Origin of the sequence: Streptomyces durbertensis, assembly GCF_014156695.1 — a bacterium.
In the GTDB taxonomy this organism is placed as follows: domain Bacteria; phylum Actinomycetota; class Actinomycetes; order Streptomycetales; family Streptomycetaceae; genus Streptomyces; species Streptomyces durbertensis.
The window spans coordinates 1-15,582 of record NZ_WMLF01000085.1 but is presented as its reverse complement, the minus strand read 5'-3'; the positions used below and the strand labels follow the sequence as shown (position 1 = coordinate 15,582).

Below are 15,582 nucleotides of genomic sequence, written 5' to 3'. Positions count from 1 at the left end.
GGTGGGGGCCGCGTCGGGGGTGTGGCTGAGTATCGAGCGGACGCGCCGGCGCAGCGCCGGGCCCGGCTCGACGCCGAGCTCCTGGACCAGGCGGGTCCGCGCCCGCTCGTACACCGAGAGCGCGTCGGCCTGTCGTCCACAGCGGTGCAGGGCCACCATCAGCAGGTCGTAGAACTTCTCGCGCAGGGGGTGGTCAGCTGTCAGTTCGCCCAGTTCTCCGGTGACCTCGTGGTGCAGGCCGGCGCGCAGGCTGGCCTCGTAGAGCGCCTCCAGGGCGACCAGGCGACTCTCCTCCAGGGCGGTGGACTCCGCAAGGCAGATGTCGCCGCCGAGGCTCCCCTGGAGCGCCGGGCCGCGCCAGAGCGCGAGCGCCTGGCGCAACAGCCAGACCGCCCGTTCGGGGTCGCTGGTGATCACAGCGCGGGCCTGCGCCGACAGCCGGTGGAAGCCGGCGACGTCGGTCGCCTCCGCCGGAGCGTGCAGCTGGTAGCCGAGCGAGTGGGTGTCGATGCGCTCCTGACCGGTCGCGCCGGCGTCCTCGAGGAGCTTGCGTAGCCGGGCGATGTGCGCCTGGAGCGCGTTGGTGGGATTGGCCGGCGGGTGCTCGCCCCACAGCTCGTCGATGAGCCGGTCCTGGGAGAGCAACTGCCCGGACTTCACCACCAGTGCTCCGAGCAGGATTCGTTGTTTCGAACCGGTGGGTTCGACGCGGCGGTCGTGCCGGTCGTCGTGGATCTCTACGGGGCCCAGAATGCGGAACTGCATCTTTCCTCACAATGCGGCGCCGAATGGCTTCGTGGGGAGCTGCCGAACCTCTCGAACTCCTCAGAGGAAGCGGTTCGGATCGGCGAAGTCGAGGGGGACGGCGGGCGTGCGGCCTCGCACCAGGTCGGCCACGAACTCCCCGATCCCGGTGGCGTGTTTGAAGCCGTGACTGCTGCATCCGCCGGCGACGACGATCCGTGGGTCGCGTCGTGGCCGACCGACGACGAACTGGCCGTCCGGGGTGCGGGCGTAGAGGTTCGCGACGGCGCGGGTGGGGGCGGCGCCGACTCCGGGCACGGCGGTCGGCAGGATGCCGCCGAGCACCGACCAGTCGTCCGGCGAAACGGAACGGTCCATGTCCTCCGGGTCGACGGTCCGGAAGTGCCGGCCGCCGTCCTCCAGCCCGAGCTTCAGTTCGGTGCGGCCGGGGAGTGTGCCGTGGCCCCAGATCACGTCGCCACCGTCGAGTTCGCGCATGAAGACCGGAAGGTTCTCCAGGGTGAAGCGAGGCCGGGGCTCGGCCGGGGTGAACCAGGTGGTGGGCATGCGCACCACCTCCAGCGGGAGGTCGGGCACCAACTGGGAGAGCCACGGCCCGGCCGTCACCACCACACGCGCCACCCGCAGGGAACGCAGCGCGGTGTGCACCACCGCCCCGCCGGCGACAAGTTCGACACCTGTCACCCGGGTGTCGGTGTACACCCGGGCGCCGGCAGCGCGCGCGGCGCGGACGGCGGCGGAGATGGTGCGCTCCGGATAGGTCAGTCCGCCGTCGGGCTCCAGCACGGCCACGTGGTCGTCCGGCAGCGCGGCGTGCGCGGGTGCCCGCGTACGCAGGGCGGCCGGGTCGAGCAGTTCGACGGACAGACCGTGCTCCCGGGCGGCGGTCAGCGCACCGCCGACGATCCGCCCGTCGCGGGGGCCGATCAGCATCGCGCCGGTCGGTTCCAGCAGGGACTCGCCGCTGAGCGCCTCCAACTCGGTCCACAACCGGCGGGAGCGCTGGGCGAGCGGGACCAGACCGGGGTGCTCCAGGCACGCCGTGCGGAACATCCGGCTCTCCCCGTAGGAGGACCCGTGGACGTTGGCGATGCCGTAGCGGTCGACTCCGACGGCGTCCACGCCGTGCCGGGCGAGCTGCCACAGCGCGCAGGCGCCCCAGGCGCCCAGCCCGACCACCGCGACTTCGGCGTCCGGGGTCGTGGGTGTGCTGACCATGCTTCTCTCCTCGTCCTCTCGGTCGCCGCGGTGGCGACCGATGCCTGCTCAGGCGGTGGCGGGGACCGGCTCCCGCCGGGTCCGCGGCATGCCGGTGAAGGAGGGCGCGACCTCGCGGGCGAACAACCCCATCGCCCGCGCCGCTCGTTCGTAGGGCAGATGGCCGGGATTGAACTGGAGGCTCACACAGAGGTCGCCGCCGTATTCCCCGGCCACCCTGGCGACCTGTTCGACGACGTCCCCCGGAGTGCCCGCGAGTACCTTGCCGTCGGCGAGCGCCTTGTCGAAGTCGTAGGCGCGGGCCTTCTCCACGAACTTCTCGTAGCCGGGGTACTGGCTGCTGCGGGTGTGCGCCCACGAGGCGACCGCGTCGGCCATCCGCGCCACGTAGTTCTCCTCCTGGGCGCGGGCGTCGCTCAGCGCGAGCTCCCGGTCCTCCGACAGGTAGCAGGTGTACTTGACCTGAACGCGTCCGCCGCCCGGGTGACCGGCCTCGGCCCTGGCTCGTCGGTAGCCCTCGATCATGTCGCGCAGCCCCTCCCGGCTGGTCACCGAGGGGACGACCTGGAGGTTGTGACCGGCCCGGCCGGCCGCGGCGCAGGAGTCAGGGCTGGTCGCCGAGGCGACGAAGACCGGCGGGTGTGGCCGCTGGTAGGGGCGTGGGTAGCCGGTGAACGGGCCGAAGCGGTGCACCGCGCCCTCGAAGACGGTCTGTTCGCCGGTCCACAGCTCGAGACAGGCGGCTACGCCGTCGTCGAAGCGGTCCCGGCTCTCCTCGATGGAGACCCCGAACGCCTCGAACTCGTCCGGCAGGAAGGCGCGTCCGAAACCGACGTCGAGCCGGCCCCGCGAGAGGTTGTCGAGCATGGCGAGGGAGGCGGCGAGCTTCACCGGATGGGTGAACGCCGCGATCACCGCACCGGTGGCGAGCCGGATCCGCTCGGTTCGGGCCGCGGCGGCTGCCAGGAAGGCAACCGGATCCGGGCTGTAGCCACCGTACGGAGACCCGTAGTGCTCCACGATCTGAACGTGCTCGTAGCCCAGTTCCTCCGCGAGGTCCACCAGCCGCAGGCTTTCCTCGTAGTAGTCGGCGGCGCTCTTCCGCTCCGGGTCCACGACCGGGAAGAAGTTGACTCCGAATTCCATGCTGACTCCGTCTGACGATGCCGTTACGACATTTCCGGGAAGTGGCCGGGAATCCCCGAGGACACCCGGCGGACGCGACCCTAGCCGGGTCGGCGGGAGTGGCCGGGGTTTCCCGACCGCGCTGCCAGCCGGGCTCCAACGGCTCTCCAGCGGCCGCCCTTCGTCCCGCTGGGAGGGGTCAGGGCGCCGTCGCCTTCGCGGTCGGCTGGGTCGCGTGGACCGCCCGCCACCAGGCGTCGAGCGTGGGCGTGCGGACCAGGTCGGGAAAGGAGAGCTCGACGCCCCGCTCGTGGAGCTGGCTGACCAGCTGCATCACAGCCACCGAGTGGAGGCCGTGGTCGACCAGGTCCTCGGTGTCGTCAGGCAGCTCGTCGGCGGCGAGCCCCATGCAGTCGGCGACCAGCCGGCGAAGCTGGTTCCTGGTCACGGTCGTGGTTTCGGTCGAGGTGCCCGCGTCGGTTGTGTCCATGGCGCCGGAAAGTAGCAGTCGCACGTCGCTCGCGGTGTTTTCGTGTGAGGTTTCTCCAGCGGCTTCCCAGCGATCTGCCGGAACGTCCGAACGGGCGGGCGGGCGTGGTTCCACGGTGAGTGGAAAACCGTTTGTGGGGTGCTGGAGGAGCGCTGGAGGAAACCGCCGAGGACGGACTCCCCGACTACCTTGCCAACTCTGGGAAATCTCCGGACGCCGGTCCGAGTGACTCCCAGAAGTAGTCCACACTCCAGACTCCGGGGGCATCAGGATGGAACGGCGAGCACATGCCCGATCGGCACCTGCCGGCACCACCGCGCTGCGTCTGCTCCCCGGCGAGGCCGGCGGGACGCCCGGGCGTGGCCGCGTCCGACACACGGGCGGCCGTGCGGAGCCGGTGGAGCCGTCGGCGGTCCGTGGCCACCGCAGGTGGCCAGCCGAACGCCCGGACGGCTACGGCGACCGCCGGGACCATCGCGACGCCGGGGGCCACGGCGACATCGGGGACCCCATGGGGATCGCGGACCCCGTGGGGAGCGGTCAGGCCGCGGTTGATACCGACGTGGTGCGCGTCTACCTGCTGGCACCGGACGCGCTCGCCCGCACGGGACTGCGGGCGATGCTCGACGGTCAGCCCGGCGTGGTGGTGGCGGGAGACGGCCAGCCGGGCCCGCGAGCGCTGGCAGGCCTGCGGACGCTCAGGCCGGACGTGGTCGTGCTGCACGGCCTGTCCGATCCGGCCCGCCTGGGCCTGCCCGCCCTGTCGGAGGCCGAGGGAATGCGACTCCTGACGGTGGCCGCCGCACCGGTGCAGGGGAGCACACCCGACTCCGTCCCGGCCCTCGCGCACGGCGAGCTGCCGGCCACCGTGTCCGCGCCGGACCTGGCCGCCGCAGTCCGGTTGACCGCCGCTGGCTACCACCTCACCCGGCAGCGGCCCGCCACCTCCACGCCCTGCCCGCCCGCTCTCGGCCCCGCCGAGGTCTCGGACGTCGACCCACGGGAGCTGACCCCCCGGGAGGTCGACGTGCTCGACCTCGTCGCCCGGGGGCTGTCCAACGCGGAGATCGCCGACGCGCTGACCGTCTCCGAGCACACGGTGAAGTCCCATGTCCAGAACCTGCTCGGCAAGCTGCGACTCCGCAGCCGGGTGCAGGCGGTGGTCTATGCCTTCGAGGCCGGACTGCGGCCCGCCCGCTGAGGCGTCACCGCCGGCGGACGAGCCACGTCAGGCACGTCAGCGGCACATCAACGGCCGTCCCCAGCATGTCCGCCAGTTCTGTCGAACCCGCCGACCCCACGGGTCGAACGCGTCCAGCCCCCGGCCCGACCGGCCGCGCGGCCGCTTGTCAGGAGGGGAAGAAATGCCCGTCACCGCCAACACGCCGCTGGAGCTGACCGACGCCCAGCTCGGCGTGTGGTTCGCGCAGGCCAGGGAGCCACGCGATCCCTCGTTCGTCACCGGCGAGTACGTCGACCTCATCGGGTCGTTGGACCTGGACCGCTTCGAGCGGGCGCTGCGTTCGACCGTCGACGGCACCGAGGCGCTGCGGCTCCGGTTCCACGCCGGCGAGGACGGTGGGGTGCGCCAACACGTCGTGCCCGCAGCGGAGTTCGACTGGCGACCAGTCCGGGTCGACCTCAGTGCGGAGGCCGACCCGGTCGCCGCCGCGGACGCCTGGACCAGGCGGTTGATGTCCCGGCCGCTTCCCCTGGGAGAGCCGGGGCCGCTGTTCGGCCACGTGCTGTTCGTCCTCGGTCCGGAGCACCACCGGTGGCTGCACCACGTGCACCATCTACTCCTCGACGGCTACGGCATCCGGCTGGTCGCCCAGCGGGTGGCGGACGCCTACAACGCGTACGGTGCCGACGCGTCGGCGGCCGCCAGCGACGGCTTCGCGGAGCTGGTGGCGCAGGAGGCCGCCCGGCGTACCTCACGAGCGGCAGCCCGGGACCGGGCGTACTGGCTGGCCACCTGGGCGGACCGGCCCGAGGCTGTACCGGTGGGCCGGTCCGGCGAGGAGCCGACCGCGGCCGTGGGCGCCCCGCCCCTGCGGCGGACCGCCGTCCTCACCCCGGAACTCCGTCGGGGTCTCGACAGCCTGGCGCGCACCGCTGGCACCGGATGGCAGCTCGCGGCGCTGGCTGCCGTGGCGCTGTACACCCGCCGGCTGACCGGCGCGCAGCAGGCGCTGCTTGGGCTCCCGGTGCCCAACCGGCGCAGCGGACTGGCCCGGCGTACCCCCGCGATGCTGACCAACGTGCCGCCGCTGCGGATCACCGCCCACCCTGCGACCACCCTGACCGGGCTGGTGGCCGACGTGCGTGAGGCGGTCGCCGACGTACTGCGGCACCAGGGCCACCCCTACACCGAACTCCGCCGCGAACTGGGCCTGCTGGCCGACGACCGCCAGATGTACACGGTCGTCGCGAACATCGTGTCCTTCGACCACGACCTGCGGCTTGAGGGTCTGCGGGCGACGATCCACCCGGTCGCCACCGGTCCTGTCGACGACCTCAAGTTCTCGGTCCACGAACTCCCGGAAGGCGAACTGCGCGTCGACCTCGAAGCCGCCGCCGAACGCTACCGGGAGGACGAGGCCGCCGCCCATCTCGAGCGGTTCATGGCACTGCTGCGCCGGTTCGCCACCGTCGACCCCGGTACCCCGACCGGCAGACTGGACGTGCTGGCGCCGAGCGAGGCGGCGGTCGACACTCCGCCGGCCGAGGTCGGCACGCCGTCGCGGCACCGCCCCGCCACCCTGCCCGAGCTGTTCGCCGCGCAGGTCGCCCGCACTCCGGACGCCGTGGCCGTGGTGGACGGCCAGCTGGCGTTGAGCTACCGCGAGTTGGACGAGCGCTCCAACCGGTTTGCCCGCCGTCTCGCCGCGCACGGCGCCGGCCCCGAGGGGATCGTCGCGCTGGCCATGCCGCGCTCGTCCGAACTCGTCGTCGCGCTGCTCGCCGTGCTCAAGGCCGGTGCGGCCTACCTGCCGCTGGACCCCGACTACCCCGCCGAGCGGCTGGCGTACATGCTCGACGACGCGGCGCCCTCGGTGGTCGTCGCCGGCGAGGGAGTGACCCTTCCGCTGTCTCCGAGCGCCACGCTGGTCCGCACGGACGAGCTCGTGGACGGCGGGCCGGAGAGCACACCACCCCTCGTCCGGATCGACCCCGACCACCCCGCCTATGTCATCTACACCTCCGGGTCCACCGGTCGACCCAAGGGCGTGGTGGTACCGCACCACAACGTGGTACGGCTGTTCGAGGCCGCCGACCAGCACTTCGGCTTCGGCCCTGACGAGGTGTGGACGCTCTTCCACTCCTACGCCTTCGACTTCTCCGTATGGGAGCTGTGGGGCCCCCTGCTGCACGGCGGCCGCCTCGTGGTGGTCCCCTACACCGTGAGCCGCTCGCCCGAGTTGTTCCTCGACCTGCTGGCGGAGCAGCGCGTCACCGTGCTCAGCCAGACGCCCTCCGCGTTCTACCAGCTCATCGAGGCCGACAGCGGAAGCGACCGCGAGGGACGCGAACTCCGACTCCGGCACGTGGTGTTCGGCGGCGAGGCGCTGGACGAAAGTCGACTCGCCGACTGGCGGGCGCGCCACGGTGACCGCGTACGGCTGGCCAACATGTACGGAATCACCGAGACCACCGTGCACGTCACCCACACCGAACTCGACGGCCGCACCGGCCCGCCGGCCGGCATCGGAAGCCCGCTCGCCGACCTGCGTTGCCACGTCCTCGACCACGCGCTGCGCCCCGCCCCGCCCGGCATCGTCGGCGAGCTCTACGTGTCCGGTGCCGGGCTGGCCCGCGGCTACCTGAACCGGCCGGGTCTCACCGCCGCACGGTTCGTCGCGAACCCGTTCGGGTCGGCCGGAAGCCGTATGTACCGCACGGGCGACCTGGTGCGTCGCCGTACCGACGGCACGCTGGAGTACGTGGGCCGCGGCGACCAGCAGGTGAAGATCCGGGGGTTCCGGATCGAGCTGGGCGAGGTGGAGGCGGCGCTCACCGCTCTGCCGTCGGTCGCTCAGGCCGCCGTGACCGTACGCGAGGACACGCCCGGCGACCGCCGTCTGGCGGCCTACGCGGTCCCCGCCGTCGGCGAGCGCCCCGATCCGGCCGCCTGGCGCCGGGCCCTGGCCGCGGCCCTCCCCGCACACCTCGTACCGGCCTCGTTCACCCCGCTGGAGAGCCTTCCGCTGACGGTGAACGGGAAGCTCGACCGCGCCGCGCTGCCGGCGCCGACGACTGCCGGCGCGGAGGGGGCGCCCTCCGCCGGCGGTCCGCTGGAGGAACTGCTGTGCGGGCTGTTCGCCAGAGTCCTCCAGGTGGCCGAGGTCGGCCCGGAGAGCGACTTCTTCGCGCTCGGCGGTCACTCCCTGCTCGCCACCCGACTGCTGTCGGCGGCCAGGCGTGAGCTGGACGTGGAGCTGACCATCGAGAACCTCTTCGACCAGCCCACTCCGGCGGGCCTGGCCCGCCTGGCCCGGGACGCCGACGGTACCCGCCCGGCCCTGGCGCCCGTTGCAGGCTCGGCGTGGGAGACGCCGGTGGGGGACACGTTCCGGATGTCCCCCGCGCAGCAGCGGATGTGGGTGCTCCGAGAGGTCGAGGGCCGGGCGCCGACGTACAACATGCCGGTGGCGCTGCGGATCGACGGGCGGCTGGACCGCGCCGCTCTGCGGGCAGCCCTCGTGGACCTCGCCGCGCGACACGAACCGCTGCGTACCGTCCACCCGGCCGACTCCGCCGGCCCGCAGCCTCGACCGGTTCCCGCGGAGCAGGCCGTGCGGTGGACCGACGTGGTGGAGACCAGCGAGTCGGAGTTGCCCGCCAGGCTCACCGCCGCCGCACGGGAGCCGTTCGACCTGGACACCGACACTCCTCTGCGGGCCCGGCTGTTCGCGCTGCCGGGCGGCCGGCACGTGCTGCTCCTGGTGCTGCACCACATCGCCGGTGACGGCTGGTCGCTGCGTCCGCTCTTCGCCGATCTCGCCACTGCCTACGCCGCACGGACACGGGGTTCCGCACCCGACTTCACGCCCCTTCCCGTGAGCTACCCGGACTTCGCCCGCTGGCAGCGTGGGCTGCTCGGTTCCGAAGCCGACCCCGACTCCGTCAGCGGCAGGCAACTCGACTACTGGCAGCAGCGGTTGGCCGGCCTGCCGGACCAGCTGGAGCTGCCCTACGACCGGCCCCGGCCGCCGGTGGCCCGCCACCGGGGCGGCTCCGTGCCGATCAGTGTCGACCCGGCGCTGCACGCCCGGCTCGACGCGTTGGCCCGCGCCAACGGCGCCACGACCCACATGGTGTTCCAGGCCGCCCTCGCCGCGCTGCTCACCAGGCTGGGGGCCGGTACCGACGTGCCGATCGGCTGTCCGACCGCCGGCCGCGACGAGGCGGCGCTGGACGGTCTGGTGGGATTCTTCGTCAACCCGGTGGTGTTGCGCGTCGACACCTCGGGGAACCCGGCCTTCACCGAACTCCTCCGCCGGGTGCGGGCGACCGCGCTCGCGGCGTACGCCCACCAGGACGTGCCTTTCGACCGCGTCGTCGAGCGTCTCCAGCCTGCCCGCTCGGCGGCCCGGCACCCGTTGTTCCAGGTGGTGCTCTCCTACCAGGACGCGCCCGACCCCGCCCGTCTGGACGGGCTCGAAGTGCGTTCCGAGCCCGTCGACTTCGGCGTCGCCAAGTTCGACCTGACCTTCAACCTCGTGGAGCACCGGGACGGCCCCGCCTCCCCGGCGGGGGTCAGCGGCGACCTGGAGTACGACCAAGACCTGTTCGACGCCGCGACGGCCGACTCCCTGGCGCGCCGGCTGCTCGCCCTGCTGTCCGCGGTGGCCTCGGACCCGGTCCACGCCATCGGCGACTTCGAGCTGGTCGAGGCGGCCGAGCGGGCACGGCTGCGGGAGTGGAACGACACCGCCGCACCCCTGCCGGAGCACGACCTCGCCGAGATGTTCCGTGCGCAGGCGCGGCGTACACCGAGCGCGGTCGCGGTGGTCGCCGACGGCGAGGAGCTGACCTACGGCGAGGTCGATGCCCGGGTGGACGACCTCGCCGCGCGCCTCGTGGAGAAGGGCGTCGGTCCGGAGCGGGCGGTCGCGGTGCTGCAGCGACGCTCCGCCGACCTCGTCGTCTCACTGCTCGCCGTGCACCGGGCCGGTGGCTACTACGTTCCCCTCAACACGCGCTTCCCGCCGGCCCGCATGAGCCTCATCACCGGCGAGTCGGGAGCCCGGGTGCTGCTGGTGGACCAGGCGCTGGACGCCGAGTTCCGCTGCGCGGAGTGGGCCGGCCGGGCCGAGGTACTGGTGGTCGACGAACCGCGCCCGGCGGCCGCCGCACCGGCGCCGTACGTCCCTGGCCACCCTGACCGCCTCGCCTACGTCATGTACACCTCCGGCTCGACCGGCGCTCCCAAGGGGGTGGCGATCACCCACCGCGACGTGGCGGTACTGGCGACCGACCGCTGCTGGCGGACCGGCAACCAGGAGCGGGTCCTCCTGCACTCGCCGTACTCCTTCGACACCTCGCAGTACGAGCTGTGGGTGCCGCTGCTGTCCGGCGGCGCGGTGGTCGTGGCCCCGCCCGGAGACCTCGACACGGGGGCGTTGCGGGAGGCCATGGCGGACGGCCGCGTCACCGGCATGTGGTTGACGTCGGGCGTGTTCAACCTGCTCGCCGAGGAGAGCCCGGAGTGCTTCCGCGGCGTCCGGGAGGTGTGGACCGGCGGCGACGTCGTCTCGCCCGCCGCCGTGACGCGGGTACTGGCCGCCTCCCCGGAGACCATGGTCGTGGACGGCTACGGTCCGACCGAGGCGACCACCTTCGCCACTCACCACTTCATGCGGGCGCCCTGGCCCCAGGAGACGACGGTGCCGATCGGCACCCCGCTCGACAACACCACCTGCCACGTACTGGACGCGGGTCTGCGGCTGGTGCCGACCGGGGTCGCCGGGGAGCTGTACATCGGCGGCAGCCGGCTGGCCCGTGGCTACCTCGGACGCCCGGCGGCGACCGCCGAGCGGTTCGTGGCCGACCCGTTCGGCCCGCCCGGCGCCCGGATGTACCGCACCGGGGACCTGGTGCGCCGGCGGGCGGACGGTGTCCTGGAGTTCCTCGGCCGCGTCGACCATCAGGTGAAGGTCCGTGGCTTCCGTATCGAGCTCGGCGAGATCGAGTCGGTGATCGGACGGCACCCCACGGTCGCGCAGGCCGCGGTCCTGGTCCGGGAGGACCGTCCGGGAGAGAAGCGGATCATCGCCTACGTGGTCGCCGCGCCAGCGCACACCGTCTCCGCCGAGGACCTGCGCCGGCACGTCGCCGCGGCGCTGCCCGACTACATGGTGCCGGCCGCGGTCGTCACGATGGAACGGCTGCCGCTGACCCCCAACGGCAAGCTGGACCGCCGGGACCTCCCGGTACCCGAGTTCAACGCGGCGGGCGAGCACCGGGCCCCCGGCAGTCCCCGGGAGGAACTGCTCGCCGGCCTCTTCGCCGAGGTGCTCGGGCGGGACGTCGTCGGTGTGGACGACAGCTTCTTCGACCTCGGCGGCGACAGCATCATGGCCATCCAGCTCGTCGGGCGGGCCCGCCGCGCCGGCCTCGTGTTCTCCCCGTCCGAGGTGTTCGAGCACAAGACGGTGGCGGCGCTGGGCTTCGTCTGCCGGGCCGCGCCCGACGACGCCGGGTCCGCCGGCGGCGCCGAGCCCGAGCCGGCGGCGGACGACGCGTGGGGCGAGGTCCCGCTCACCCCGATCGCGCACTGGCTGCGTGAACGCGGCGGCCCGGTCCGCGGGTTCAGCCAGTCCCTGGTGGTCACCGTGCCGCCGGGCCTCGGCGAGGAACGGCTCGTGCGCGCCCTGACGGACCTCGTCGAGCGACACGACGTACTGCGCTCGGTGTTCTCCACCGATCCGGACGGGCGGTGGCGGATGCGGGTCGGCCCGCCCGGCGAGGCCGCCGGCGCCGTGGCGGACTGGGTGCGGCGGATCGACGCGACGGGACACGACGCGCGCACGCTGCGGGACGTGGTCCGTGCCGCGGCCCGCGAGATCCGGGACGAACTCGACCCGTGGTCGGGCGTGCTCGGCCGGGCGGTGTGGTTCGACACCGGCGACCAGCGACCGGGTCGCCTCCTGCTGACTCTGCACCACCTGGTCGTGGACGCGGTCTCCTGGCGGATCCTCCTGCCGGAGCTGGCCGACGCCTGGCGGGCCGCGAGCACGAGTGCGGGCGCGGGGACGCGCCAGGACGCAGACCCGGCCGCAGGCTCGGACCGGCGGCACCTGCCGGGCGGCGCCTCCTTCCGGCGCTGGGCCCGACACCTGGCCGAGGACGCCGTCAGCCCCGGGCGGTCGGCCGAGATCGACCTGTGGACCGCGCAACTCGCCCCACCGAGCCTCCCGGTCACCACCCGCCCGCTGGACCCGGCCCGGGACACGGCCGCGATCGCCGGAAGCCTCACTCTCACCTTGCCCAGCGCCGCCACCGCTCCCCTCCTGACGACCGTGCCGGCGGCTTTCCACGCCAAGGTGGACGACGTCCTGCTGACCGCCTTCGCGCTCGCCGTGGCCGACTGGCGGGCCCGACGCGGTCTCGGCGACTCCTCGTCCGTGCTGCTGGACCTGGAGGGACACGGCCGGCAGTCCGGCGCCGCCAGGGCCCTCGACCTCTCGGGCACCGTCGGCTGGTTCACCGCGCTCTACCCGGTACGGCTCGACCCCGGGCCGCTGGATCGACGGGACGCCCTGGCGGGTGGGCCCGCCGCCGGCGAGGCGGTGAAACGGGTCAAGGAGCAGTTGCGCCGGGTGCCGGACGGCGGCGTCGGCTACGGGTTGCTGCGCCATCTGAACCCGGACACCCGGGACCGGTTGGCAGCCCTGCCCACACCCGTCCTGGGCTTCAACTACCTGGGCCGCTTCGCCGAACCCGACGGTCCGGACGCCGAGTGGAGCGTCACGCCGGACGCGGAGACGCTCGGCGACGGCACCGACGCGGACATGCCACTCGCCCACGCCGTCGAGGTCAACGCCCTCACGCTGGACGGCGCGGACGGGCCCAGGCTCCGGGCCACCTGGAGCTGGCCCGGAACGCTGCTCGACGAGCGGACCGTGCGCGACCTCGGCGAGGGCTGGTTCCGTGCCCTGGAAGCGCTGACCGCCCACGCGGCCGACCCCGACGCCGGTGGTCACACGCCCTCAGACCTCGCCCTGGTCTCGCTGAGCCAGGCCCAGATCGACCGACTCGAAGCCATGTGGAAGGTGTCCCGATGAAGCAGAACGGCCTTGCCGACGTCCTGCCGTTGTCGCCGCTCCAGGAGGGACTGCTGTTCCAGGTCGGCTACGACCAGGACGGGGTCGACGTCTACAACGTCCAGCTGGTCCTGGAACTCCGGGGCCCGCTGGACGTGGCGGACCTGCGTACCGCGGTCCGCGCCCTGCTGCGCCGACACCCCAACCTGCGCGCCGGCTTCTGGCAACAGGACCTGGACCAGCCCGTGCAGTTCGTGCCTCACGAGGTGGTTCCGCCCTGGCGCGACCTGGACCTGAGCGCTCTCGGCGAGGAACAACGCCAGGAGCGGACACGGCGCTTCATCGAGGAGGACCGCACCACACGGTTCGATCCGGCCACGCCCCCGCTGCTCCGCTTCGGCCTGCTGACACTCGGCGCGGACCACCACAAGCTGGTGCTGACCACCCACCACCTGCTCCTGGACGGCTGGTCACTCCCGCTGCTGCTCAGTGAGCTCTTCGCGCTCTACGAGCGGTCCGGCGACGAACGCGGACTGCCCACGGCCCCGCCGTACCGTGCCTACCTCGCCTGGCTGGCCGACCGCGACCTGCCGGCGGCCCGCGCCGCCTGGCGCGACCACCTGTCCGAGCTGCCCGAGCCCGTTCTGTTGGCCGAGGCGGGCCGCGACGCCCGTGCCGCGCTGCCCGGGCAGCTGTGGCACGAGCTGGACGAGGAGCTGTCGGCCGCCCTCGCCGACGCGGCCCGCTCCCGCGGGTTGACCCTGAACACCGTGGTGCAGGGCGCGTGGGCGGTGCTGCTCGGCCATATGTCGGGCCGGCAGGACGTGGTGTTCGGCGCGACCATGGCCAACCGTCCGCCGGAGATCCCCGGCATCGAGTCGACGATCGGCATGTTCATCAACACCCTGCCGGTCCGTGTGACGCTGCGGCCCGAGGAGCCGCTCGTGGCGCTGCTGGAGCGGATACAGCGGGAACAGGCCGCCCTGATCGAGCACCGCCACCTACCGCTCGCGGAGGTGCAGAGCCTCGCCGGCCACGGTGAACTCTTCGACACGGCCGTCGTCTTCGAGAACTACCCGTTCGACCCGGAAGTGCTGAGGGCCCACGCCCGCGGACTGAGCCTCACGGACCTGGAAGTCGGCGACGCGACCCACTTCGCCCTCACGTTGCTGGCCATCCCCGGCCCGCGTGTCCGACTGCGCCTGGACCACCGGGCGGACGTGCTCGACGCGCGGGGGGCGGAGGAGCTCCTGGGTCGGCTGGAACGGTTCCTCGCCGACTTCGCCGCGCACCCTGACCGCCCCGTGGGCAGGCTCGACCTCCTCACGCCCGAAGAGCGCCACCGCGTGGTCCACGAGTGGAACGGCACCACGACCGAGGAGGCCGCCGCGCCGGCCGGCCGCACGCTGCCCGAGTTGTTCGAGGCCCAGGTGGCGCGGACTCCCGACGGCACGGCGCTGCTCTTCGAGGGACTGGCACTCGGCTACGCCGAGCTGAACCGCCGCGCGAACCGGCTGGCCCGGTGGCTGGTCGCGCGGGGCGCCGGCCCGGAGCGCACGGTCGCGGTGCGGATGCCGCGGTCACTCGACCTGTACGTGGCGGTGCTCGCCGTGCTCAAGTCCGGTGCCGCCTACCTGCCGGTGGATCCGGAGTACCCGGCGGAGCGGATCGCCTACATGATGCGGGACTCCGGCGCGACGCTCGTGCTCACCGAGCAGGAGTTGGCGGACGCCGACCTGTCGATCCTCGATGACGGCGATCTGACCGACGCGGAGCGGGTGTTCCCGTTGCTGCCGGCGCATCCGGGGTACGTGATCTACACCTCCGGCTCGACCGGCCGTCCCAAGGCCGTGGTGATGCCGCAGGCCGGCCTGGTGAACCTGCTGGACTGGCACCACCGGGAGATTCCCGGCGGGCCGGGCACCACCGTCGCCCAGTTCGCGTCGCTGAGCTTCGACGTGGCGGCCCAGGAGATCCTCTCCGCGCTGCTGTACGGGAAGACGTTGGCGGTGCCCACCGAGGACGTGCGGCGCAGCGCCGCGGCGCTGGTGGGCTGGCTCGAGGAGCACCGGGTCAACGAGCTGTACGCGCCCAACCTGGTCATCGAGGCGGTCGCCGAGGCGGCGAACGAACAGGATCGGATCCTGCCCGAGCTGCTGCACGTCGTACAGGCGGGCGAGGCCCTGACCGCCGGGCCGGTCGTGCGGCGGTTCTGCTCCGCCGTGCCGGGGCGGCGGCTGCACAACCACTACGGGCCGGCGGAGACCCATGTGGTCACCGGCGTGGAACTCCCCGGTGATCCGGTGGATTGGCCGGGGGCGTTGCCGATCGGTGTGGGTGTGGGGAATGTGCGGTTGTATGTGTTGGACGGGTTTTTGCGTCCGGTGCCGGTTGGTGTGGTGGGTGAGTTGTATGTGGCTGGTGTGGGTGTGGCGCGGGGGTATGCGGGGCGTGCGGGTTTGACGGCTGGGCGGTTTGTGGCTGATCCGTTTGGTTGTGGTGGTCGGATGTATCGGACGGGGGATGTGGTGCGTTGGGGTGTGGGTGGGGTGTTGGAGTTTGTGGGGCGTGTTGATGATCAGGTGAAGGTGCGGGGTTTCCGGGTGGAGCCGGGTGAGGTGGAGTCGGTGTTGGTGGGGTTGTCGGGGGTGTCGCGGGCTGCGGTGGTGGTGCGGGAGGACCGGCCGGGGGATCGGCGGTTGGTGGCGTATGTGG

The 15,582-nt window shown here is 72.9% G+C and carries 7 protein-coding genes; 3 read left to right on the top strand and 4 right to left on the bottom strand.

The genetic code is table 11. The annotated features are described in order from the left end of the window. From GL263_RS08560 to GL263_RS08545, 4 genes are all read right to left on the bottom strand, one after another. Nucleotides 1-765, bottom strand: a 765-nt coding sequence (locus tag GL263_RS08560) for an AfsR/SARP family transcriptional regulator (RefSeq protein WP_182854991.1), incomplete at its 3' end; no start/stop codon positions are given. 60 nt (nucleotides 766-825) lie between these two features. Beyond that, nucleotides 826-1,983, bottom strand: a complete 1,158-nt coding sequence (gene solA, locus GL263_RS08555; RefSeq protein WP_182854990.1) for an N-methyl-L-tryptophan oxidase — start codon at nucleotides 1,981-1,983, stop codon at nucleotides 826-828. A gap of 48 nt (nucleotides 1,984-2,031) precedes the next feature. Further along, entirely contained in the window at nucleotides 2,032-3,129 is a 1,098-nt protein-coding gene (locus tag GL263_RS08550) for an LLM class flavin-dependent oxidoreductase (protein WP_182854989.1), read from the bottom strand. A 178-nt stretch (nucleotides 3,130-3,307) separates the two neighbouring features. Continuing rightward, complete coding sequence (locus GL263_RS08545; RefSeq protein WP_182854988.1) at nucleotides 3,308-3,598, bottom strand: phosphopantetheine-binding protein; 291 nt, start codon at nucleotides 3,596-3,598, stop codon at nucleotides 3,308-3,310. 511 nt (nucleotides 3,599-4,109) lie between these two features. Here GL263_RS08545 and GL263_RS08540 point away from each other — a divergent pair. The 3 genes from GL263_RS08540 to GL263_RS08530 all read left to right on the top strand — a co-directional run. Further along, nucleotides 4,110-4,799 carry a response regulator transcription factor gene (locus tag GL263_RS08540; RefSeq protein WP_182854987.1) on the top strand — a complete coding sequence of 230 codons (690 nt, stop codon included), beginning with the start codon at nucleotides 4,110-4,112 and terminating at the stop codon, nucleotides 4,797-4,799. Between the two features lie 163 nt (nucleotides 4,800-4,962). Further along, nucleotides 4,963-12,888, top strand: coding sequence for a non-ribosomal peptide synthetase (locus GL263_RS08535; protein WP_182854986.1), 7,926 nt, complete (start codon nucleotides 4,963-4,965; stop codon nucleotides 12,886-12,888). Further along, nucleotides 12,885-15,582: non-ribosomal peptide synthetase (locus tag GL263_RS08530; protein WP_182854985.1), on the top strand; the 2,698-nt coding region annotated here is incomplete at its 3' end. The genes GL263_RS08535 and GL263_RS08530, both read left to right, overlap by 4 nt.

Coding starts and splice junctions, on each gene's coding strand:
- solA (WP_182854990.1), bottom strand. CDS start 1,983: ATGGTCAGCACACCCACGACCCCGGACGCCGAAGTCGCGGTGGTCGGG.
- GL263_RS08550 (WP_182854989.1), bottom strand. CDS start 3,129: ATGGAATTCGGAGTCAACTTCTTCCCGGTCGTGGACCCGGAGCGGAAG.
- GL263_RS08545 (WP_182854988.1), bottom strand. CDS start 3,598: ATGGACACAACCGACGCGGGCACCTCGACCGAAACCACGACCGTGACC.
- GL263_RS08540 (WP_182854987.1), top strand. CDS start 4,110: ATGGGGATCGCGGACCCCGTGGGGAGCGGTCAGGCCGCGGTTGATACC.
- GL263_RS08535 (WP_182854986.1), top strand. CDS start 4,963: ATGCCCGTCACCGCCAACACGCCGCTGGAGCTGACCGACGCCCAGCTC.